The following is a 19596-nucleotide window of genomic DNA, read 5'->3' as shown; positions in this document are numbered from 1 at the left end:
TGTGAGATATTTTGATAATTTTGGCGATTATAAATTAGAAAAACTATAAATTTGCAGTGAAATCAGCATTTGACAGCTTTTTTGTTTAGAACCATTCTAAATAAAAATCTTTCCGATTTCAAATTTCTTACGAAAAAAAATACCGCTATGAGTTCAGCCGAAGAAATCAAAATTGAAGATGATTTTATTATCATCAGAATTCAAAATGACAGTGATGAAACCTCGCACTTTGAGCGAGAAGTGAATGTTGACCTGATACAGTTTCATTTTGGTATCAAAGGCCGGGCGAAGTTTATTTTTAATCAGGGACGTTATGCTTTAGATCTTAAAGAAGACCTTTCTTTATTTCTTTACAACCCTCAAAAAGAACTTCCCGTGCATTTGGAAATTGCACCTCACTCCTGGGCTATTTCCGTATTGATTTCAATTAAAAAATTCCATGGTTTATTTTCTTCCGAAGCAGATTACATTCCTTTTTTAAGCGAAGAAAACAAAGACAAGAAATACTATAAAGACGAGCCAATCAGTCCATCAATGTCAATTGTACTGAACCAGCTATTCAACTTTAACCTGCATCCCTCTATAAAAAATCTATACTTTAAAGGAAAGGCCTATGAACTGCTAAGCCTTTATTTCAACAGGAATGAAGACCCGAATGCAGAACAATGTCCGTTTTTGGTTGATGAAGAAAACGTTCTCAAAATTAGAAAGGCTAAGGATATTGTAATAGCCAATATGGCTGAGCCTCCGGGATTGCAGGAACTTGCCGATCAGGTAGGAATCAATCTGAAGAAGCTAAAAATGGGCTTTAAGCAAATTTATGGCGACAGTGTCTACAGTTTTCTCTTTGACTACAAGATGGAATTTGCCCGAAAATTATTAGACAGCGGTTCTTATAATGTAAATGAAGTAGGACTTAAAATAGGCTATAGCACAGCAAGCCACTTTATTGCCGCATTCAAGAAAAAATTCGGCACCACACCAAAAAAATATTTAATGTCGATTGCAGTAACTAGCTAAACAAATCGCAATCCGTAACCCCTAATAAGGAATAAAAACAAACAAATGAAAGGCGTATTATTAGTAAACCTTGGCTCTCCAAAAAGTCCTGAACCCAAAGACGTAAAACCCTATCTTGATGAATTTTTAATGGACAAGTACGTTATCGATGTACCTTATCTATTAAGAGCTTTCTTAGTTCGTGGGATTATTTTAAGAAAGCGTCCTGAAGAATCAGCCCACGCTTATAAAAAAATATGGTGGAAGGAAGGTTCTCCACTAATGGTACTGTCTGAAAGAATGCATAAAAAAGTACAGGCAAAAGCAACTGTTCCAGTTGCCTTAGCTATGCGATATGGTGAAATGACAATAGAAAAAGGACTTCAGGAACTCCACGAACAAGGCGTTACCGAAGTATTGCTTTTTCCGTTATATCCTCAATATGCAATGGCTTCAACACTGACTATTTTAGTCTTGGCTGAAGAAATCAGAAAGAAGAAATTTCCGCATATGAAATTCACTGATGTTCCTGCTTTTTACAACAAGCCGGAATATATCAAAAACCTGGCTGATTCTATTAAAAAGTCTCTGGAAGATTTTGGCGATTATGACCAATTGGTCTTTTCATATCACGGGATTCCGGAAAGACACGTCAGAAAAACCGACAAGACCAAATCACACAAAAAATTTACAACTAATGTAATGTGTTGCCAGCCTGGAACTCCTGCTGCCGAATTCTGCTACAGGACGCATTGTTATGAAACCACAAGACTGGTCGTGGAACAATTGAATCTTCCAAAAGACAAATATTGTGTGACTTTCCAATCGCGTTTAGCGGGCGACAAATGGCTTGAGCCTTACACTGATGTTGAAATCAACAATATGCCTGCCAAAGGAATCAAAAAGATTGCCGTGGTAACACCTGCCTTTGTAACCGACTGTTTGGAAACTTTGGAAGAAATTGCAATGCGTGCCAATGAAGATTTTGTAGAAAACGGTGGAGAAGAATTTTTGGCCATCCCATGTCTGAATGATGATGACAATTGGGTAGAAACCGTAAGCAATTGGATTAAAGAGTGGGCTTCATAAAAAGCAGCTATCTGATAACTTTTTACATTTTTGACTATCGATGGAAAACTATTACGACTACCTAAAATCCCTACACCTGATTTTTGTGATTACCTGGTTTGCGGGATTATTTTATATTGTTCGCTTGTTTGTCTACCAAATAGAAGCTTCACAGAAAGAATCTCCTGAAAAAGAAATCCTGCAAAAACAATATAAAATCATGACCTACCGCCTGTGGTATATCATCACCTGGCCGTCGGCAGTATTAGCCAGTATTTTTGCATTTTGGATGTTATTTTTTACGCCACAAGGAAATTTTTGGCTGCAACAATCCTGGATGCATGTCAAACTTGGCTTTGTTTTTGCTTTGTATTTGTACCATTTGAAATGCCATCAGATATTTAAACAGTTGCAAAATGACGAGATAAAGCATACTTCCAATTTTATGCGTCTTTGGAATGAAGGTGCCACAATCATACTTTTTGCAGTAGTTTTTTTGGTAATTTTGAAAAATGCCGTCAATTGGATTTATGGAGTAGTTGGGATTTTCCTGTTCTCTGTACTGATTATGCTCGGCTTCAAATTTTATAAAAGAATCAGGGAAAGAAACCAGTCTTAATGCTGAAACCTATCAAAATAAAACGCCTATCACTCCGTGTCAGAATCTTCCTTTCGATGATTTTCCTGACTCTGATTTCGTCAATTTTGATGGCTTCACTTTCCGTTTACCAATTCAAGACCGCTGCCAAAGAATATCACGAAGAACGTTTAGAACGTAGGGAAACAGCAGTCAAAGAACACATCAATTATATACTGAACACAACAACTTATCCGCTGACTACGGAAAACCTGCCGCTTATTTTCAAAGATGAGATTTACAAGTTGGCCGACATCCATAGTTTGGCGATAAACATTTACAGCCTGGACGGAAAACTTCTTAAATCTTCTAAGGCTTCGTTTACGGTGGATACCATTTTGCCTCCAATTCCAAATTATATATTGAAATTGGTACAGTCGTCTATGGACAAACGATATGTAGATGTCCAAAGTATTGATGGTAAAAAATTCCGTTCTTCCTATACGCAAATCAAGGATACCAAGTTCAAACCTTTAGGAATTTTGAACCTTCCTTATATTCCGGATGACGGGTTTTACGAAAGAGAGCTTCGGAATTTCCTTATCAGCCTTGGACAGGTATATTCCATCATGTTGATTGTAGCTTTTATTCTGGCTTATTTCCTATCGAGTTACATTACCAAGTTTTTAAAATCGATTACGGATAAAATTACAGAAACCCGATTCAATCAGAAAAACGAAAAGATTGAACTTGAAGAAAGCAGTAAGGAAATTGCCCTACTGGTTCATGCCTACAACTCCATGGTTGAAGAACTTGAAGAGAGTGCCTCGAAATTAGCGCAAAGCGAAAGAGAACAGGCATGGCGCGAAATGGCAAAACAAGTTGCACACGAAATCAAAAATCCTTTGACGCCTATGCGCTTAACAGTGCAAAGTTTCCAAAGAAAATTTGATCCGAATGATCCGGAAGTAAAGCAAAAAATGTCGGATTATTCCAATACGCTCATTCAGCAAATCGACACGATGAGTTCTGTAGCTTCAGCATTCTCAAATTTTGCTTCTATGCCTGCCCAGCAAAACGAAACACTGAATGTGGTTGATGTCGTACAGCTTACATTGGATATTTTCAATGAAGATTATATCGAATTCCGAAGCGATGAGAAGGAAGTCATTACTATTATGGATCGTACTCAGCTTATCCGTATTGTAACAAACCTGGTCAAGAATGCTATTCAGGCTATTCCGGAACATCAGGCAAAAAAATCAGTAATTGTTTCGGTCAAAAAAGAAGGAGAACAAGTTTTAATTAGCGTTCAAGACAACGGAACCGGAATAGAAACAGACAACCTTAACAGGATTTTTGAACCTAAGTTTACTACAAAAAATAGCGGCATGGGATTAGGACTGGGAATCATCAAAAATATTATTGAAAATTATAACGGAACTATTACTTTTGAAACTGCATCCGGAAAAGGAACCATTTTTAATGTGTTCCTTCCAATAATCAAAATGTAAAAAACAAAACAACCATAAATTTATAGATCATGAATTACGAAAATATTCTGGCAGCTTCTGAAAATGGCATTGCTACAATAACCATTAACAGACCGACAAAATTAAATGCTTTAAACAAGGCTACTATTGAAGAACTTCATTCAGCATTTGACGCATTCGACAAAGACCATTCTATTCGCGTAATCCTATTAACAGGAAGCGGCGACAAAGCTTTTGTAGCCGGTGCCGACATTTCTGAATTTGCTAATTTTTCAGTTACACAAGGTGCTGAACTGGCAGCAAAAGGACAAGCTACTTTATTTGATTTCGTAGAAAATCTAAAAACTCCAGTTATTGCTGCCGTAAACGGATTTGCTTTGGGTGGCGGATTGGAACTGGCTATGTCATGCCACTTCAGGATTGCTTCTGACAATGCTAAAATGGGACTTCCGGAAGTTTCTTTGGGTGTAATTCCAGGCTATGGCGGTACTCAAAGACTACCTCAACTGGTAGGAAAAGGAAAAGCTATGGAATTAATCATGACTGCCGGAATGCTGACAGCTGAAGAAGCTAAAACAGCAGGATTGGTAAACCATGTTGTTCCGCAATCGGAATTGCTGGAATTGGCAAATAACATTGCACAAAAAATCATGAAAAACTCACCGGTAGCTATCGGAAAAGCAATTGAATCTATCAATGCCAACTTTAAAGACGGAGTGGATGGCTATGCTGTAGAAATTAAAAACTTTGGCGATGCTTTTGGAACGGAAGATTTTAAAGAAGGCACAGGTGCTTTCTTAGAAAAAAGGAAACCTTCTTTTACAGGGAAATAAAACAAAAAAGCCGGAATTAAATTCCGGCTTTTTTTATCTCTTTCCTTCACATTCCGCAAAAAACTGCTCGAGGAATTTCTCCATATAGGCATGCCTTTCTTCAGCTATTCGTTTCCCTGATTGTGTATTCATTCTGTCTTTTAGCAATAAGAGTTTTTCGTAAAAATGGTTAATCGTAGGCGAAACGGCACTTTTATATTCTTCCTTGCTCATATTCATATTAGGCGCAATGTTCGGATCATACAGCGCCCTGTTTTTAAATCCGCCGTAATTAAATGCTCTTGCAATTCCTATCGCTCCAATAGCATCTAAACGGTCTGCATCCTGTACAACGTCTAATTCAGTTGAGGAAAATTTACGTTCGAAATTGCCACCCTTAAAAGAAATATTTTCAATGATGTTTACTACATGAATAATTGTTTCTTCCGGTACGTTCTGAGATTCTAAAAACTCCCAAGCCAATTTAGGCCCTATCGTTTCATCTCCGCCATGAAATTTGCTGTCGGCAATGTCATGCAGCAAGGCTCCCAAAGCAACGATTGTAGTATTGCAGTTTTCATGTTCGGCTATATTCATGGCATTGTTATACACTCTTTCGATGTGGAACCAATCATGACCACCTTCGGCGTCCTTAAGCTTTTCTTTTACAAAAGCAATTGTCTTTTCTATTATTATGTTGTCCATAGTACTATGAGAAAAAAAATCCTCTCTGTGAAGAAAGGATTTGGTTTATTATCTTAATGTTGCAGGTTCTACCCATTTAAAAATATGTGATTCTGCAGGAATGACCAATCGTTCTGAAATCTTCGCCATTCTTGCCGGAAGCTTCATTAGGTAATCTCTGGCTTTTTCTGCTTCATCTGTCAATCCTGTAATCTTGCTGATATCCCATTTGTCAATCAGCTTTTGCATGATGTCAATATAATCGGTTGCCGTATATACGCCAATTCTTTGTGCCGAATCTGAAAAAAGTTCAAAAGCCGTACTTATCTTTTCTCCTGATTCTCTTAAAAAATGGGCCGGCATGACTATTTTTTGTTTCATCATGTATTGGAAAGCCAGCATCATTTCGCTTGGATCTACCTGAAAAATTCTATGTACAAATTCAGAGTAGGCATGATGGTGACGCATTTCATCACCGGCTATCAGCTTACATAATTTAGAAAGCTTTTTATCTCCAAACTTTTTGGCTATTTGTGAAACCCTATTGTGCGAAACATAGGTCGCTAATTCCTGAAAGCTGGTATAAACGAAGTTTTTATAAGGATCTCTTCCTGTACCGATATCAAATCCGTCATTAATCAAATGCTGCGTTGTCATTTCAATTTCGCGCATATTCACACGTCCGGAAAGGTATAAGTATTTGTTTAGCAAATCTCCATGACGGTTTTCTTCACCGGTCCAGCTTCTTACCCATTTTGACCAGCCGTTACCGCCTTCGTCAATCTGATTTATACCTTCCACATCCATCAACCAGGATTCATAGGTTGGAAGTGCTTCTTCAGTAATGGTGTCGCCTACTAAAACTACCCAAAAATCATACGGTAGTTCTTTTGCTATTTCTCTTAATTCTTTTACGTCTTCAAAAAAAGTTTCGCTTCGGGAATCAGGCAATAGGTCAGAAGGCTGCCATATATTCTCCACCGGAATCAAATACTGGTCAACAAATGCATCAATATTTTTCTCTAGAAACTGCATTACTTCTAGACGAATGTTTTTTACAGACATATTTTAATTTTTTATTCCATCAACAACTGCCTTTTCCGTCTCTCTCATTAATTCATCAAAAGGAACCTCAGCCACGGCAATTGGCTTATGAGCAGTAAAGGTAAGGCGATTTCCTAAACCTACAGGAAAAAAGCCATATTTAACAATTTTCCAAGAATTGTTTATGCTTATAGGAACTACTACTGCCGAAGGTGAATTTTTACATAGAATTTTTAATCCCGTTTGTGCAAATTCTTTCGGTTTTCCGGTTTTGCTTCTTGTTCCTTCCGGAAAAATTACAGCAGCCCTTTTGTTTTTTTCAATATATTCTCCAAGGCCTTTGATTACTGGCAGTGCTTGTTTTGGATCTTTCCTGTCAATCAACACAGAGCCTCCATGTCTTAAATTATACGAAACACTTGGAATTCCTTTACCCAATTCTTTCTTGCTCACAAATTTCGGATGCGACTTTCTGAAAAACCAGATTATCGCAATGATATCATACATGCTTTGGTGATTGGCAACAAAAATTACCGGAACTCCTTTAGGTACTAATTCCCTGCCTTCTATTTTATAGGTTGTACCCAAAAGATGGGTTGATCTTAGTAGGCAAAAATTCAGATAATCGACACTTTTTTTATGCGCCTGATATCCGAAAAGATTAAAACACAGCCATTGGATTGGATGAAAAATCACCAAAATAAGCCCGAAAACCAGATAATAAATAACCGAAATCGGATACGAAATTAGCTTCTCCATAATTGTTATAATTCCACGCAAAAGTACTAATTATATTTTTGTTTATTTTAATCAAAAAACAGCAAATTTCTAACAAAAAATAACACTTGCCACGTAGAAAAAAAGAACTATTTTTACGAAAAATAAGTGCCAATTATAAATGTAAGAAAAATGAGTTCAGAGAAAGAAGCCAAATTAAAAGCGTTACAGTTAACGCTTGACAAATTAGATAAAACTTACGGAAAAGGTACCGTAATGAAGCTTGGTGATCAGGCAGTTGAGGAGGTAGAAACGATTCCTTCGGGATCTTTAGGATTGGACTTAGCTCTTGGAGTTAATGGATATCCTAAAGGAAGAATCATTGAAATTTATGGCCCAGAATCTTCTGGTAAGACGACCCTGACATTGCATGCTATTGCCGAGGCTCAAAAAGCAGGCGGTATTGCTGCTTTTATTGATGCGGAACATGCTTTTGACAGAAATTATGCAGAAAAACTAGGTGTCGATATTGAAAACCTGATTATTTCGCAACCTGACAATGGTGAGCAGGCTTTAGAAATTGCAGAAAACCTGATTCGTTCTGGTGCTATTGATATTGTTGTAATTGACTCCGTTGCCGCATTGACTCCAAAAAGTGAGATTGAAGGCGAAATGGGTGATTCAAAAATGGGTCTTCATGCCCGATTAATGTCACAAGCATTGAGAAAACTGACAGGAACAATCAGCAAAACAAATTGTACTGTTTTCTTTATCAACCAGCTTCGTGAAAAAATCGGAGTTATGTTCGGAAATCCGGAAACAACAACGGGTGGTAATGCCCTTAAATTCTACGCATCTGTCCGATTGGATATCCGTAGATCTTCTCAAATTAAAGAAGGCGAAAACGTAATCGGTAACAGAACGAAAGTTAAAGTTGTAAAGAACAAGGTTGCACCTCCATTCAAAACAGCAGAATTTGACATCATGTATGGTGAAGGTGTTTCAAAAACAGGAGAAATCCTTGATTTGGCCGTAGAATTTGAAGTCGTGAAAAAGTCAGGTTCATGGTTTAGCTATGGCGACACCAAACTTGGACAAGGTAGAGATGCTGTCAAATCCTTGATTAAAGACAATCCTGAATTAGCGGAAGAATTAGAACTTAAAATCAAAACGCTGATTAAAGAAAATAACGCTTAATTAAAAAAACCCGAAAATTTTCGGGTTTTTTTATATCCTAACGCAACCTTTATCAAATAGGTACATCTAAACAATAAAGCATAAACAGAATACAAAAAATGAAAAAGTTAATTTCGATTTTATTTTTAGCAGTTATTACCATCACCACATTTAGCTCTTGCGAGCTAAACGACGATAATACTGTTAGTTACCATTTTGAACTGATCCCTACTGAAAGTGCCGTGTTTCCCGAAAGTTTTGTGTTAGGAAGAACTTATACCATAAAAGTATATTATAAAAGACCTACTAGCTGTCATTTCTTTGAGGGATTTTATTATGAAAAAAATTTAAATGTCAGAACAATAGCAGTACAGACTGGCGTTATCAATGCCAATAATTGTACCCCTTTAAATGAAGAGCCCGTAGAAGCTACATTTGATTTTATGGCCACAGGAGAAAGCTCCTTTGTCTTTAAGTTTTATAAAGGAAAAGACGAGTATGGACAAAATACTTTCCTAGAATATGAAGTACCGGTAGTTCGACAATAATTTTTAATTTATAAAGAAAAACTTTGAGTTTAGAACAACTCATATACGGTTGCAGAGATCATGATACCAAAGCTCAAGAACAATTATATAAGCTATTATCACCTAAATTGTTCAGTGTTTGCTTGAAGTATTCGCGGAATTATGCCGAAGCCGAAGATAATCTTCAGGACGGATTTCTTATTATTTTTAATAAGATAGGTCAGTTCAATTTCAAAGGATCATTTGAAGGCTGGGCAAAAAGGATAATGGTAAATAATGTCCTGCAGAAGTATAGAGGAAATTCTGTTTTTGAAATCGTCAACGATACTATTCCTGACGAAGCAGAAGTCGAGATTGACGATGAGAATGTGACGCTCGAGTTTTTAATGAAAATTATACAGGAACTGCCCGACAGATACCGGTTGGTTTTTAACCTATATGTAATGGACGGCTATTCGCATAAAGAAATTGCCGAAATGCTAGATATCACAACCGGAACCACAAAATCTAATCTTGCACGCGCAAAAATGATTTTAAAAGAAAAAATAGAAGCCCAGGCTGGAAACGGAAATTATACAGCAGCAAAATGAGTGAGAAAAAGAATATAGAAAGGCTTTTCCAAGAAAAGTTCAAAGACTTTGAAGCGACACCTTCGCCCGAAGTTTGGGACAATATCGAGGCTAAGCTCAAAGAAAAGAAAAAAAGAAGGGTTATACCGTTATGGCTTCGACTCTCTGGTGTTGCTGCCATATTGCTCATCGGATTTATGATAGGCGACGGAATCTTAAATAATCCAATAAAAACTGATACTGATAACGGAGTCGTTAACCAAAATAATACGGACACCGAACGTTCAAAAGATTTGGCACCAATGCAAAGCCCAATCAAAAGCAATGAAGTTGTTACCGAAACTGAAAATGTCGTTACCAAAACTGAAAATACCGATTTAGAAAAAAACAATTCAATACCACAACATAAAAATTCTGAAAATCCAGAGCAGGATCAACTGAACAAGTCAATTATTTCAGGAAAGAATAAGGCTAAAAACACGGCTATCGCCCGTCAGGATAATACTGACCAAGAACGCCTAAAAAATACAGCCGATAAACATCTTCCTGTTATAAAAAATCAAAAAACGAAAACAGAATCAGAATCCGGACTTGCCAGCCAAGATCCTGCTCAACAACATAAAGGCCAGGGAACTGCCAAACAGAATAAGCTTAACAAGACAAGCCAAGAACATTTCTTGAACGAAAATGCTGTAGCAGATTCTAACAAGAAAGGAAAAAATCAGGAAAAATCAATTGTAAATCAGGATTCAAATAAAAATTTAATTCCTGAAAATCGAAAAGAAAACGAAAAGCAGCTTGCTGTTTCTGAGAAAAAACAAAACGACCTTTTGCAGAAAAACGACAAGCTCAACGACAAAATTTCAGATCGCAACAGGCAATCTGATAACGATAAGAATAAAAATTCCCGAATTGCTTTTGATACCAAAGGATTCGAGAAGCAAAAGAAAGATTCGGCAGCTGTTGCTACTGTCGAACCTAATCCGCTGGAAGAATTGCTAAAAGAAAAAGAAAAAAAACAACAAGCGGATCCAGAACCTAAAGTAAATAGGTGGCAAATTACGTCAACCGTAGCCCCTATTTATTTTAGCTCTGCTTCCAAAGGTTCTCCAATCGACCAGCAATTTGCAGATAACGGTAAAAGCTATGAGAAAAACCTGAGCTATGGACTTGGTGTTAATTATGCGATTAATAAAAAATGGTCTATTCGCGGAGGAGTTAATAAACTGACTCTGGGCTATAATACCAATAATATTGTCTACTATGCCGGATTATCAACTTTAAGCACAAGTGGAGAAGCACTTTCGCCAAGTACTATAAGGGAGAACAAAAATGCAATCGTAATTATTGAGGACAATACAGCTGCCAATACCGTATCGTTTGATGATGTTCCTGGCAAAAAAGCAGGACAGTTAAATCAGACCATGGGTTATGTAGAAGTTCCTGTTGAACTTTCCTATAAAATATTGGACGACAAATTTGGGATATCATTAATTGGCGGTATGAGTACACTTTTCTTAAATGAAAACAGCCTTTCCGTAGTATCCCCAGGAATGTCAACCTCTATTGGAAAAGCATCGAATTTAAATGACGTTTCTTTTACTTCCAATATCGGAATTGGATTCAAATATAAATTTTGGAAATCATTCGAAGCGAATGTGGAGCCAAAATTAAAATACCAAATTAATACGTTTAGTGAAAATGCTGGTGGATTTAAGCCCTATTTTATAGGCTTGTATTCCGGGATCAGCTTTAACTTTTAGATAGTTGGTTTTATAGTTTAGTTAGGTTCGTCATTAAATACGTTAATGACAGAAAAAAGCGTCTTGGTTAGGCGCTTTTTTTGTTGCTGAATTTCAAGAGCTGTTTGTAGATAATATCTCTTACCTGTTCTCTCAGTTCTTTAATTTCCTTTTTGTCAGCGTTGTGGTCTTTCGTTTCCACAAAATGATGGATTTTGGCTCGCATAATGCCCGGACTTCCACTTAAAAAAGTATATGAAAATCGCTTTTTATTATCTGGAAAAGTCATAGGAACTATCGGAATCTGATGTTCCAATGCCAAACGAAAGGCTCCGTCTTTAAATTCGTCCAAAAGAACAGACTCGTCATCCGGAACACCACCTTCCGGGAAAATACAAATACTAAGACCTTGTGCCAATCGTTTTTGGGCTCTGTTGAAAACCTCCATCCTACTTTTAGAACTGCTTCTGTCAACCAAAATGCAGGTTCTCTTATAAAAGAATCCAAACAAAGGAATCTTAACCAATTCTTTCTTTCCTACAAAAACAAATGGATTGCGTACCAAAGCAAGCATCAACATAATATCAGTCATTGAAGTATGGTTCGACACCAACATATAGCTTTTTCCTGCTTCCAATTCCTGCTCACGCTCTACTTTATAATGGAAGCCCATACCGAAAAGAATTATTTTCGCCCAGATTCTGGCCATAACAAAAAAATAGGGATACCATTTCTCTTTTAAGATGGAAATGAATAGGAACGGAAACATAATGATAATAGGAAGTGCCATCAGAAAATAGAACCAAATCCTCCAAAGAATCCAAAAAATTACTTTAAAAATACGCATGCAGGTGTGTATCAAAATTATTCGTGAAGACAAAACCTGATTTTCAAATTTTGTCTCCCAAATGTAAGAATTCAAACCTTACAATTCTGCCAAAACATTTACCTTTGCAAAAATTAAGTTATTATGTCAAAAATACTCACAGGAATTCAAAGTACTGGAACGCCGCATTTAGGAAATTTGCTAGGGGCGCTTCTTCCGGCCATTGAATTATCAAACAAGCCGGAAAACGAAACTTTTCTTTTCATTGCCGATCTGCATTCCATAACGCAGATTAAAAATGGAGAAACATTACGTCATAACACGTACAGTACTGCTGCAACGTGGCTTGCCTGTGGAGTTGATGTAAATAGAGTTACTTTTTATCGCCAGTCTGATGTTCCTCAAACAACAGAACTTTCCTGGTATTTGAGCTGTTTTTTCCCATACCAACGACTAACGTTAGCCCATTCTTTTAAAGATAAGGCAGATAGACTGGATGATGTCAATGCCGGGTTATTCACTTATCCGATGCTTATGGCTGCTGATATTCTTTTATACGATGCGGAATTCGTTCCGGTAGGAAAAGACCAGTTACAGCATATTGAGATTACCCGTGATGTTGCTTCCCGTTTTAACCATCAGATGGGAGAAACTTTTGTGATTCCGGATTCCTATCTTCAGGAAGAAACAAAATACGTTCCAGGAACCAATGGCGGAAAAATGAGCAAATCGGCAAACAATATCATCAACATTTTTTTAGATGATAAGTCGTTGCGCAAACAAGTCATGTCTATTGAAACTGACAGTACGCCTTTAGAAGACCCGAAGGATACGGAAAGTTGTAAAATTTTCGCTATTTATAAATTGATAGCCAATGAAGAGCAGCTGGCTGTCATGATCGAAAAATATAAAAACGTCAATCGTGATTTTGGTTGGGGGCATGCCAAGCAGGCCCTATTCGAACTTATTATAGAAAGGTTTAAAGTAGAAAGAGAAAAATACAACTACTATATGAACAATCTGGAAGAAGTTGACAAAGCCTTGCTACAAGGTGCTGAAAAGGCAAAAATTGTTGCCAACGGCGTCCTGAAAAGAGTGAGAGAAAAATTAGGATACTAGTATTTAAGCCCCGCATAAACGGGGCTTTATTTTTAAATAATTTCAAACAATTTGCCAGGCAACGGACGGACAACTCCTTTGAGTTCCATATTCAACAACAGTGAAGATATTTTGTGAATGGGAAAATTGCACTCCAAAGCAATAACATCCATCAATTCCTTTTCTTTTGCCTGTAGATAATTATAAACTGTTTGTTCTTCCGAATCCAATTCTACAAACAATCGTTTCTGTACGCTTGCTTTTGGCGTTTCCAAATCCCAATTGAGCATATAAACCAAATCGGCAGCCGAGGTTAACAGTTGTGCCTTTTGCCATTTGATCAGGTTATTGCATCCCTGACTGTATTTGTCGGTTGCTCTTCCAGGAAAAGCAAAAACATCCCGATTATAATCATTGGCCATGTTAGCAGTAATTAGGGAACCTCCTTTTTCTGCCGATTCAATAACGATAGTCGCTTCGGAAATTCCGGCAACAATGCGATTCCTGCGAATAAAGTTCTCCCGGTCAGGATTGGAAGAACTCCAAAAGTCTGTCATAAAACCACCATTTTCCTGCATACTGGAGACATACTTTTTATGAGCTTTTGGATAAATCTGGTTGAGTCCATGGGCTACGACTCCAATGGTCTGCAAGTTGTGTTCCATTGCTGCCTGATGTGCAATAATATCAACTCCATAAGCAAAGCCGCTCACTATTATCGGATTTAGCGGTGTCAAGTCAGAAATCAGCTTTCTGCAAGATTCTGCTCCATATGGAGTAGCTTGCCTGGTTCCGACAATGCTTATAATTTTTCGGTTTTTGAAATTGAAGTTTCCTGAAGCAAATAATACGACAGGAGCATCAATACAATGCTTGAGTCTTTCGGGATACTTTTCATCTTGGTAAAAAAGCACCTCTATAGCATTTGACTGAATGAAGTCAAGTTCTTTTTCAGCTTTTTTAAAAATGGATTGGTCTTTGAGATTCCGAATCAAAATGCTGCCGACTCCTTCGATACTTTCCAGCTTTGAAGGCTTGGATTGAAAGATTTCTTTGGCGCTTCCAAAGTATGCAAGAAGTTTTTTAGCGGTGATGTCACCTACTGATTCTACTTTTTGTAAGGCTAGTAAATAAAATAATTCTTCTGGGTTCATGGCAAATAATTGAATTTCAAATATAAAGACATTTCGTTTAGATTGTTAATAAAATTTGTTGATAAAATTTTGACCTGACCAATGAATAAGTAACTTTGTTTCTATGAAGATTGAATTTTACATATCCCAACTTTTATATAGATACCAGTGCGTTGCAGTTCCTGGCTTTGGCGCATTTCTTACAGAAATTCAGCCGGCTAGGCTTAATGAAAGTACTATGGTATTTTATCCACCAAGAAAAGTGGTTTCTTTTAATTTTCATTTAAAGAATAATGACGGATTGTTGGCAAACCATATTTCACAGGCTGAAAAAATATCCTATGAAGATACGGTGACCCATATTGAAACAGTTGTTTCAGAATGGAAATTGGCATTGCAACAGCAAAAGTCGCTTGTGTTGAAAAACATTGGCCAGCTTTCTTTAAACTCAGAAAACAATATTGTTTTTGAGCCTTCTGACAGTTTAAATTATCTTACAAGTTCTTTTGGATTGAGTACTTATGTTGCTCCAAAAATCCAAAGAGAAGTATATAAAGAAGAAGTTGAAGCTCTTGAAGAAAAAGCGCCTATACTCTTTACTCCTGAAAGAAGAAACAACAGACCTTATCTTAAATATGCGGCCATTTTTGTTCTTGGTCTTGGAGCAGCTGGTTTCTTTGGAAACACCTATTACCAAAAACAGGTTGATTCTGAAAATCTGATCGTACAACAAACCGTTCAGAAAAAAGTAGAGGACAAAATACAGGAAGCTACTTTCTTTATTGAAAGTCCACTTCCAGCCGTGAAGCTGAATATTAAAGAAGAAAAGTTAGCCTATCATATTGTTGCCGGTGCTTTTAGAAATGAAGAAAATGCACAAAAAATATTCGAGAAGCTAAGTGCTAAAGGGTATAAGGCAAGAAAGATAGCAAAAAACAAACATGGTCTTCACCCGGTGCTTTATGGAAGTTTTTCAAACTATGCCGAAGCCCAAAAAGCGATGTCAAAAATTCAAAAAACAGAAAATCCGGAAGCCTGGCTTCTGATTCAAGAATTATAAAACCAATCCCGATTCGTTCGGGATTTTTTGTTTTTGTTCGAAAAAATTATTTACTGCCTGACTATCGGATTTAATTGCTATCTGTTACCTTTGCAAAAAAAAACAATGCAAGCGAAAACTCCTTCTGAATCTGTAGCAATCCTAACTGATTTGGTTTTGCCAGGCGAAACTAACCCTTTAAATAATCTTTTTGGTGGCGAATTGCTAGCACGCATGGACAGAGCGGCAAGTATTGCAGCAAGAAGACATTCCAGACGAATTACCGTTACGGCTTCCGTAAATCACGTGGCATTTAACCGTGCTATTCCTCTGGGCAGCGTTGTAACTATTGAAGCTAAAGTTTCAAGGACTTTTAAAACCTCAATGGAAATTTATATTGATGTGTGGATTGAAGACCGTGAATCAGGAATAAAAAACAAAGCAAACGAAGCTATTTATACTTTTGTTGCTGTTGATGAAACGGGTCGTCCGATAGAAGTTCCAGCGATACTTCCGGAAACTGAACTGGAAAAACAGCGCTATGATGCAGCCTTAAGAAGAAAACAGCTTAGTCTTGTTTTAGCCGGAAAAATGAAACCAAATGAAGCTACAGAACTGAAAGCGTTATTTACAGAATAAAAAAAAGGAACCTAATTGGTTCCTTTTTTTATTTTACATATTGGTCAGCCAGGATTGCGGATTCAATGTCGTTGCGTTTTGCATGATTACAAATTTCAACGCTGTCTTTCCTGCTGCATTGGTTGTTACTTTTCCGATGTTTTGCAAAGCCGTTACCTTATTTCCTTTGGAAACGCTTACGGAACTTAGGTTTTGGTATACAGTATAGAAATCTCCATGTTGGACAAATACTACCATATTATTTGGAGAAATCAACTGTACTCTTGTTACTTCGCCCGCAAAAACTGATCTTACGGAAGCACCTGAATCAGTCGTGATTTCTACACCGCTACTGTGAACAATAAGCGATTTCTGTAGTGGGTGTGGTTGGTCACCATATCTCAGCGACACAAAACCTTTTGCAACCGGCCATGATAGTTTTCCTTTGTTGGCCTTGAAATTATCCGAAATGATTTTTCCTTCCGGTGTCAGGATAATTTTTGAGGAATTCTCGATAGCCTTTGTTTCTGCAACTGTTGCTTTTGGATTTGCTTTTTTGTTTGCTGCAGCTGTTTTTCTGTTGGCTTCAGCAATTGCCTCACGAATTAACTTATCAATCTTACGGTCTATTTCGCGTGTTTCCTGTTGCTTTTTCTTGATTTCGGCAGTATATTTTTTGACGTCTTTTTTAATCGACTTCATTATTTTTTCCTGCTCTTCCTTATCCTTTTCCAGAGTCTGTTTTTCTTTTTCATTTTCGACAATCAGCTTCTGTTTTTCCTTTTTCTGGACACCCAGTTTTTCATTATAGACTGCCAGCTGATCTGATTTTACCTTGATTTCTTCTCCCTGGTTTTTTCTATAATTGGAGTATTGCTTCATGTATTGTGCTCTTTTATAAGCCTGAAGGAAGTTTTTAGAAGAAAGCAGAAACATAGCCCTACTCTGTTCCGAACGGCTCTTATAGGACTTGACAATCATTTTGGCATAATCTTTTTTAAGTTCGTCAAGATCTTTTTTAAGGCCATTGATTTTTATCTGGTTCGTATAAATATCATCACTCAATAGCTTGGCTTGCTTTTCGGTTGTAGCAATAAGCTTTTCCTGCAGCTTAATTTTAACCGTCTGCTGGCTGATTTGTGTTACGACAGATTTTTCTTTTTTCTTTTCTGACTGCAATGCATTTTCTGCTTCTCTAATTTCTTTTTGAAGCTGTGCCTTGCGTTCTTCCAATTTTCTCTGCGCATCATTTTGGCCCAAAACTATTGTTGTGGCCAGCAGCAGAAAAAGAGTGAATATGTTTTTTGACATAATTGGATATGTTTGTGCAAATCTAATCAATATATATTCTTTCGTAACCTTTAGGAACACTGTATGGGAATGTCAGGTCCTCATTGAACGTTATCGAATTATAATCAATGTTGATATTGATCTTTTTACCATTCTGAACGGCATCAATGATAATTTGTGATGGCAGTACGGCTTCCGGATATTCTTTATGGCTTGGGTAGGAAATCTGCAGTCTTCTGTCTTCTTTTGCTTGCGAAACTTCCTGTTTTTTGATTAGGTAATTTGCCGCTTCAAAATAAAACGCTTTTTGCGTGTTTTTATCTGAGACATCTTCCAGCCTATACTGGCTTTCATCAATTGTTGTTGTATATTTTCCTTTAGCCAAGTCGTCCATAGCCTCGCCTATAAGCATATTCTGTACTTTTTGAAAATCCAAATCAGTTCCCAGCCATTTGCTCAGGGTAGAATAATCGCCTTCAAAAAATGTATTTCCCATTTTTTCATAGTATTTTACTTCTTGAGGCGTAATTAATGCTTTGGCCATAGTAATACCTATAACGCGGACACTGACTAAAATCTGCTCATTTTTCTTGATTCTGATTTCAGCAGAAACACCTTGAGACATGCGATCATCTTTATACTTTGCGCTGGACTTGATATAGAGTGTCGAGAAATCTCTCTTGAGCTTGTAATGGTTTTCTATTACTTTTGAAGAGGCAACCACTTCGCTGGCCGTTCCTTCTGCAATCACTGCTTTCTTAGCATTACATGAAAGCAAAAGAGCTCCAAAAGCTATGATAATATATCTTTTCATTATTTTTTCTGTTTTAATAACTGGTCTGCTTTCAGGAAATAATATTCCTTTTTCTTTGCATCTCCCAATCCGTTGAAAGCTTCGCCTAACTGGATATTAAAATTAATTTCCAAATTCCTATTGTCAACGATATAATCCATACCCATTTCTAAAAAGTCTTTGGCTTTTTTATAATTTTTAATCTGATTGTTCGCCAATCCGGAGTAATAATAAAAATCCGGCTGCATTGGAAAGAAATCAATCAGTTCAGAAGCTTTTTTTGCCAATACGTCAAATTGCTTGTTTTCTGTATAGGCTTGTAATAAAAAGATATTTGATTCTACTTCCTGTGGATTATTCTTAGAATAGATTTCCAGATAGTGGATGGCCCGTTCCCAATTTTTCCTTTCATAAAAAATCCTGCCTACATCTTTGGTCAATGTGGCCTGATCTTCATTGCTAAAATAACCCACTGCCTTATCTAAATCGGTATTGAATTGAGGGTTGTTTTTGACAAAAACCAAAAATTCTTTCAAGATTTTGTATTTTACTTCATTGTCAATCTTCTTGCTATCCAACACCTTATTCATCGCTGCCACGGCTTTTTCTCCATCGTTTTTATTGAGATGGAATTTGAATAGTCCTACTTGGGCAAATTCAGAATCAGGGATTTCTTTCTCAAGTTTTTTTGCGATTTCATAAGCCTTTTCTTCCTGATTGCTTTCAGAATACAGGTATATTAACGCAATGTATTTTGATTCGTCTTTTGGATTTTTCTTGATGGCTTCCAAAAGCTGATCTTTTTCTCCAATACGGTATTTCGAATCTTTCAGGATTTGCTGCTTATAGGCATTTCTCTGTGGAGTTTCACCTACCGTGTCGTCCAAATCTTTTATAAGCGCCAAAGCTTTGTCGTATTGGTCTGTATACATATAAAGAGAGGTCAAATCTTCTTTATATTTCATATCCATTCCAACTAATTTATTGACAACAACTATGGCTTGGGCATAATCTTTTGTTTGGTAACAGACATCGTACATTCCGATATAGAACCATTTATTCTTCGGATCTATGAGTGAAGCCTGTGAAAATGATTCATATGCTTTTTTATAATCCTTCTGACTCAGATAATTTTTACCTAATTCATAATAGACTACTGCATTTTGTGGTTGCAACTTGAGGCATTTTTCCAAAGCGACAATAGCTTTGTCATAATTTTCAATGCCTTTCTGTTTGAGCGATTCATAAAAACTATCTTGAAAAGAATCTTCCGCCAAAGCAATATCATCGGGCTCTGCCTGGGCAAAAACTTTAGCCGGAATGCATAAGATTCCGAAGAAGAAAAGCTGTAAAAGATATTTTTTAATTTTCATATTGGTTTTTCATCAAAT

The 19596-nt window shown here is 36.9% G+C and carries 20 protein-coding genes; 12 read left to right on the top strand and 8 right to left on the bottom strand.

Features of this window, described 5'->3' with window-relative positions; all coding sequences use genetic code 11:
- The first annotated feature begins 147 nt into the window (after nucleotides 1-147).
- Genes FJA49_RS03805 through FJA49_RS03785 form a run of 5 tightly spaced genes read left to right on the top strand, consistent with a single transcriptional unit; the run spans nucleotide 148 to nucleotide 4970 of the window.
- Nucleotides 148-1020, top strand: coding sequence for an AraC family transcriptional regulator (locus FJA49_RS03805; RefSeq protein ID WP_139999020.1), 873 nt, complete (start codon nucleotides 148-150; stop codon nucleotides 1018-1020).
- Nucleotides 1021-1065: 45 nt separating this feature from the next.
- Nucleotides 1066-2088, top strand: a complete 1023-nt coding sequence (gene hemH, locus FJA49_RS03800; protein ID WP_139999018.1) for a ferrochelatase — start codon at nucleotides 1066-1068, stop codon at nucleotides 2086-2088.
- A gap of 40 nt (nucleotides 2089-2128) precedes the next feature.
- Complete coding sequence (locus FJA49_RS03795) at nucleotides 2129-2686, top strand: CopD family protein (RefSeq protein ID WP_139999016.1); 558 nt, start codon at nucleotides 2129-2131, stop codon at nucleotides 2684-2686.
- A gap of 56 nt (nucleotides 2687-2742) precedes the next feature.
- Nucleotides 2743-4158, top strand: a complete 1416-nt coding sequence (locus FJA49_RS03790) for a sensor histidine kinase (RefSeq protein WP_139999138.1) — start codon at nucleotides 2743-2745, stop codon at nucleotides 4156-4158.
- 29 nt (nucleotides 4159-4187) lie between these two features.
- Nucleotides 4188-4970, top strand: a complete 783-nt coding sequence (locus tag FJA49_RS03785) for an enoyl-CoA hydratase/isomerase family protein (protein WP_139999014.1) — start codon at nucleotides 4188-4190, stop codon at nucleotides 4968-4970.
- Between the two features lie 33 nt (nucleotides 4971-5003).
- Here FJA49_RS03785 and FJA49_RS03780 read toward each other — a convergent pair whose 3' ends face one another.
- From FJA49_RS03780 to FJA49_RS03770, 3 genes are read right to left on the bottom strand one after another with little or no spacing between them, the layout of a single operon-like run.
- Entirely contained in the window at nucleotides 5004-5654 is a 651-nt protein-coding gene (locus FJA49_RS03780) for an HD domain-containing protein (RefSeq protein WP_139999012.1), read from the bottom strand.
- A gap of 48 nt (nucleotides 5655-5702) precedes the next feature.
- A complete protein-coding gene (locus FJA49_RS03775; RefSeq protein WP_139999010.1) occupies nucleotides 5703-6698 on the bottom strand; it encodes an acyl-ACP desaturase in 996 nt (331 codons plus the stop codon).
- Between the two features lie 3 nt (nucleotides 6699-6701).
- Nucleotides 6702-7436 carry a lysophospholipid acyltransferase family protein gene (locus FJA49_RS03770; RefSeq protein WP_139999008.1) on the bottom strand — a complete coding sequence of 245 codons (735 nt, stop codon included), beginning with the start codon at nucleotides 7434-7436 and terminating at the stop codon, nucleotides 6702-6704.
- A gap of 150 nt (nucleotides 7437-7586) precedes the next feature.
- Between FJA49_RS03770 and recA the strand changes: the two genes are divergently transcribed.
- From recA to FJA49_RS03750, 4 genes are all read left to right on the top strand, one after another.
- On the top strand, nucleotides 7587-8591 hold the full coding sequence (gene recA, locus FJA49_RS03765) for a recombinase RecA (RefSeq protein WP_139999006.1): 1005 nt from the start codon (nucleotides 7587-7589) through the stop codon (nucleotides 8589-8591).
- 98 nt (nucleotides 8592-8689) lie between these two features.
- On the top strand, nucleotides 8690-9118 hold the full coding sequence (locus FJA49_RS03760; RefSeq protein WP_139999004.1) for a hypothetical protein: 429 nt from the start codon (nucleotides 8690-8692) through the stop codon (nucleotides 9116-9118).
- A 23-nt stretch (nucleotides 9119-9141) separates the two neighbouring features.
- Nucleotides 9142-9687: an RNA polymerase sigma factor gene (locus FJA49_RS03755; protein WP_139999002.1), complete on the top strand. Its 546-nt coding sequence runs from the start codon at nucleotides 9142-9144 to the stop codon at nucleotides 9685-9687.
- The gene (locus FJA49_RS03750; protein ID WP_139999000.1) at nucleotides 9684-11429 is read left to right on the top strand and encodes an outer membrane beta-barrel protein; all 1746 of its coding nucleotides are present in this window, start codon (nucleotides 9684-9686) and stop codon (nucleotides 11427-11429) included. The genes FJA49_RS03755 and FJA49_RS03750 overlap by 4 nt, the downstream gene beginning before the upstream one ends.
- A gap of 67 nt (nucleotides 11430-11496) precedes the next feature.
- Here the strand turns inward: FJA49_RS03750 and FJA49_RS03745 are convergent, their stop codons facing one another.
- Entirely contained in the window at nucleotides 11497-12255 is a 759-nt protein-coding gene (locus tag FJA49_RS03745) for a lysophospholipid acyltransferase family protein (RefSeq protein WP_139998998.1), read from the bottom strand.
- Nucleotides 12256-12378: 123 nt separating this feature from the next.
- Here FJA49_RS03745 and trpS point away from each other — a divergent pair, with 123 nt between their 5' ends.
- On the top strand, nucleotides 12379-13353 hold the full coding sequence (gene trpS / locus FJA49_RS03740; protein WP_139998996.1) for a tryptophan--tRNA ligase: 975 nt from the start codon (nucleotides 12379-12381) through the stop codon (nucleotides 13351-13353).
- 32 nt (nucleotides 13354-13385) lie between these two features.
- Here trpS and dprA read toward each other — a convergent pair whose 3' ends face one another.
- Nucleotides 13386-14486 (bottom strand): DNA-processing protein DprA, encoded by a 1101-nt coding sequence (gene dprA / locus FJA49_RS03735; protein ID WP_139998994.1) that lies wholly within the window; start codon nucleotides 14484-14486, stop codon nucleotides 13386-13388.
- A 103-nt stretch (nucleotides 14487-14589) separates the two neighbouring features.
- On the opposite strand from dprA, the gene FJA49_RS03730 reads away from it, so the two are divergent.
- Both FJA49_RS03730 and FJA49_RS03725 read left to right on the top strand, forming a co-directional pair.
- Nucleotides 14590-15525 (top strand): HU domain-containing protein, encoded by a 936-nt coding sequence (locus FJA49_RS03730; RefSeq protein WP_139998992.1) that lies wholly within the window; start codon nucleotides 14590-14592, stop codon nucleotides 15523-15525.
- A gap of 105 nt (nucleotides 15526-15630) precedes the next feature.
- A complete protein-coding gene (locus tag FJA49_RS03725; RefSeq protein ID WP_139998990.1) occupies nucleotides 15631-16143 on the top strand; it encodes an acyl-CoA thioesterase in 513 nt (170 codons plus the stop codon).
- Between the two features lie 33 nt (nucleotides 16144-16176).
- Here FJA49_RS03725 and FJA49_RS03720 read toward each other — a convergent pair whose 3' ends face one another.
- The 3 genes from FJA49_RS03720 to FJA49_RS03710 are packed head-to-tail and all read right to left on the bottom strand — an operon-like array spanning nucleotide 16177 to nucleotide 19578.
- Nucleotides 16177-17433, bottom strand: a complete 1257-nt coding sequence (locus FJA49_RS03720; protein WP_139998988.1) for a murein hydrolase activator EnvC family protein — start codon at nucleotides 17431-17433, stop codon at nucleotides 16177-16179.
- Between the two features lie 22 nt (nucleotides 17434-17455).
- The gene (locus tag FJA49_RS03715; RefSeq protein ID WP_139998986.1) at nucleotides 17456-18226 is read right to left on the bottom strand and encodes a DUF4292 domain-containing protein; all 771 of its coding nucleotides are present in this window, start codon (nucleotides 18224-18226) and stop codon (nucleotides 17456-17458) included.
- Nucleotides 18226-19578, bottom strand: coding sequence for a tetratricopeptide repeat protein (locus FJA49_RS03710; protein WP_139998984.1), 1353 nt, complete (start codon nucleotides 19576-19578; stop codon nucleotides 18226-18228). Before FJA49_RS03710 ends, FJA49_RS03715 begins: the two co-directional genes overlap by 1 nt.
- Nucleotides 19579-19596: the final 18 nt, after the last annotated feature.

The organism is Flavobacterium microcysteis, from assembly GCF_006385255.1.
Classification (GTDB): domain Bacteria; phylum Bacteroidota; class Bacteroidia; order Flavobacteriales; family Flavobacteriaceae; genus Flavobacterium; species Flavobacterium microcysteis.
The sequence above is the reverse complement of the archived record's forward strand: the minus strand, read 5'-3'. Positions and strand labels throughout refer to the sequence as shown.

Excerpts from the sequence above, each read along its gene's own strand:
- recA (WP_139999006.1), top strand. The coding sequence starts at position 7,587 with ATGAGTTCAGAGAAAGAAGCCAAATTAAAAGCGTTACAGTTAACGCTT.
- dprA (WP_139998994.1), bottom strand. The coding sequence starts at position 14,486 with ATGAACCCAGAAGAATTATTTTATTTACTAGCCTTACAAAAAGTAGAA.
- FJA49_RS03785 (WP_139999014.1), top strand. The coding sequence starts at position 4,188 with ATGAATTACGAAAATATTCTGGCAGCTTCTGAAAATGGCATTGCTACA.
- FJA49_RS03770 (WP_139999008.1), bottom strand. The coding sequence starts at position 7,436 with ATGGAGAAGCTAATTTCGTATCCGATTTCGGTTATTTATTATCTGGTT.
- FJA49_RS03790 (WP_139999138.1), top strand. The coding sequence starts at position 2,743 with ATGATTTTCCTGACTCTGATTTCGTCAATTTTGATGGCTTCACTTTCC.
- FJA49_RS03775 (WP_139999010.1), bottom strand. The coding sequence starts at position 6,698 with ATGTCTGTAAAAAACATTCGTCTAGAAGTAATGCAGTTTCTAGAGAAA.
- FJA49_RS03725 (WP_139998990.1), top strand. The coding sequence starts at position 15,631 with ATGCAAGCGAAAACTCCTTCTGAATCTGTAGCAATCCTAACTGATTTG.
- FJA49_RS03760 (WP_139999004.1), top strand. The coding sequence starts at position 8,690 with ATGAAAAAGTTAATTTCGATTTTATTTTTAGCAGTTATTACCATCACC.
- FJA49_RS03715 (WP_139998986.1), bottom strand. The coding sequence starts at position 18,226 with ATGAAAAGATATATTATCATAGCTTTTGGAGCTCTTTTGCTTTCATGT.
- FJA49_RS03745 (WP_139998998.1), bottom strand. The coding sequence starts at position 12,255 with ATGCGTATTTTTAAAGTAATTTTTTGGATTCTTTGGAGGATTTGGTTC.
- hemH (WP_139999018.1), top strand. The coding sequence starts at position 1,066 with ATGAAAGGCGTATTATTAGTAAACCTTGGCTCTCCAAAAAGTCCTGAA.
- FJA49_RS03805 (WP_139999020.1), top strand. The coding sequence starts at position 148 with ATGAGTTCAGCCGAAGAAATCAAAATTGAAGATGATTTTATTATCATC.
- FJA49_RS03720 (WP_139998988.1), bottom strand. The coding sequence starts at position 17,433 with ATGTCAAAAAACATATTCACTCTTTTTCTGCTGCTGGCCACAACAATA.
- FJA49_RS03750 (WP_139999000.1), top strand. The coding sequence starts at position 9,684 with ATGAGTGAGAAAAAGAATATAGAAAGGCTTTTCCAAGAAAAGTTCAAA.
- FJA49_RS03795 (WP_139999016.1), top strand. The coding sequence starts at position 2,129 with ATGGAAAACTATTACGACTACCTAAAATCCCTACACCTGATTTTTGTG.
- FJA49_RS03710 (WP_139998984.1), bottom strand. The coding sequence starts at position 19,578 with ATGAAAATTAAAAAATATCTTTTACAGCTTTTCTTCTTCGGAATCTTA.
- FJA49_RS03730 (WP_139998992.1), top strand. The coding sequence starts at position 14,590 with ATGAAGATTGAATTTTACATATCCCAACTTTTATATAGATACCAGTGC.
- FJA49_RS03780 (WP_139999012.1), bottom strand. The coding sequence starts at position 5,654 with ATGGACAACATAATAATAGAAAAGACAATTGCTTTTGTAAAAGAAAAG.
- trpS (WP_139998996.1), top strand. The coding sequence starts at position 12,379 with ATGTCAAAAATACTCACAGGAATTCAAAGTACTGGAACGCCGCATTTA.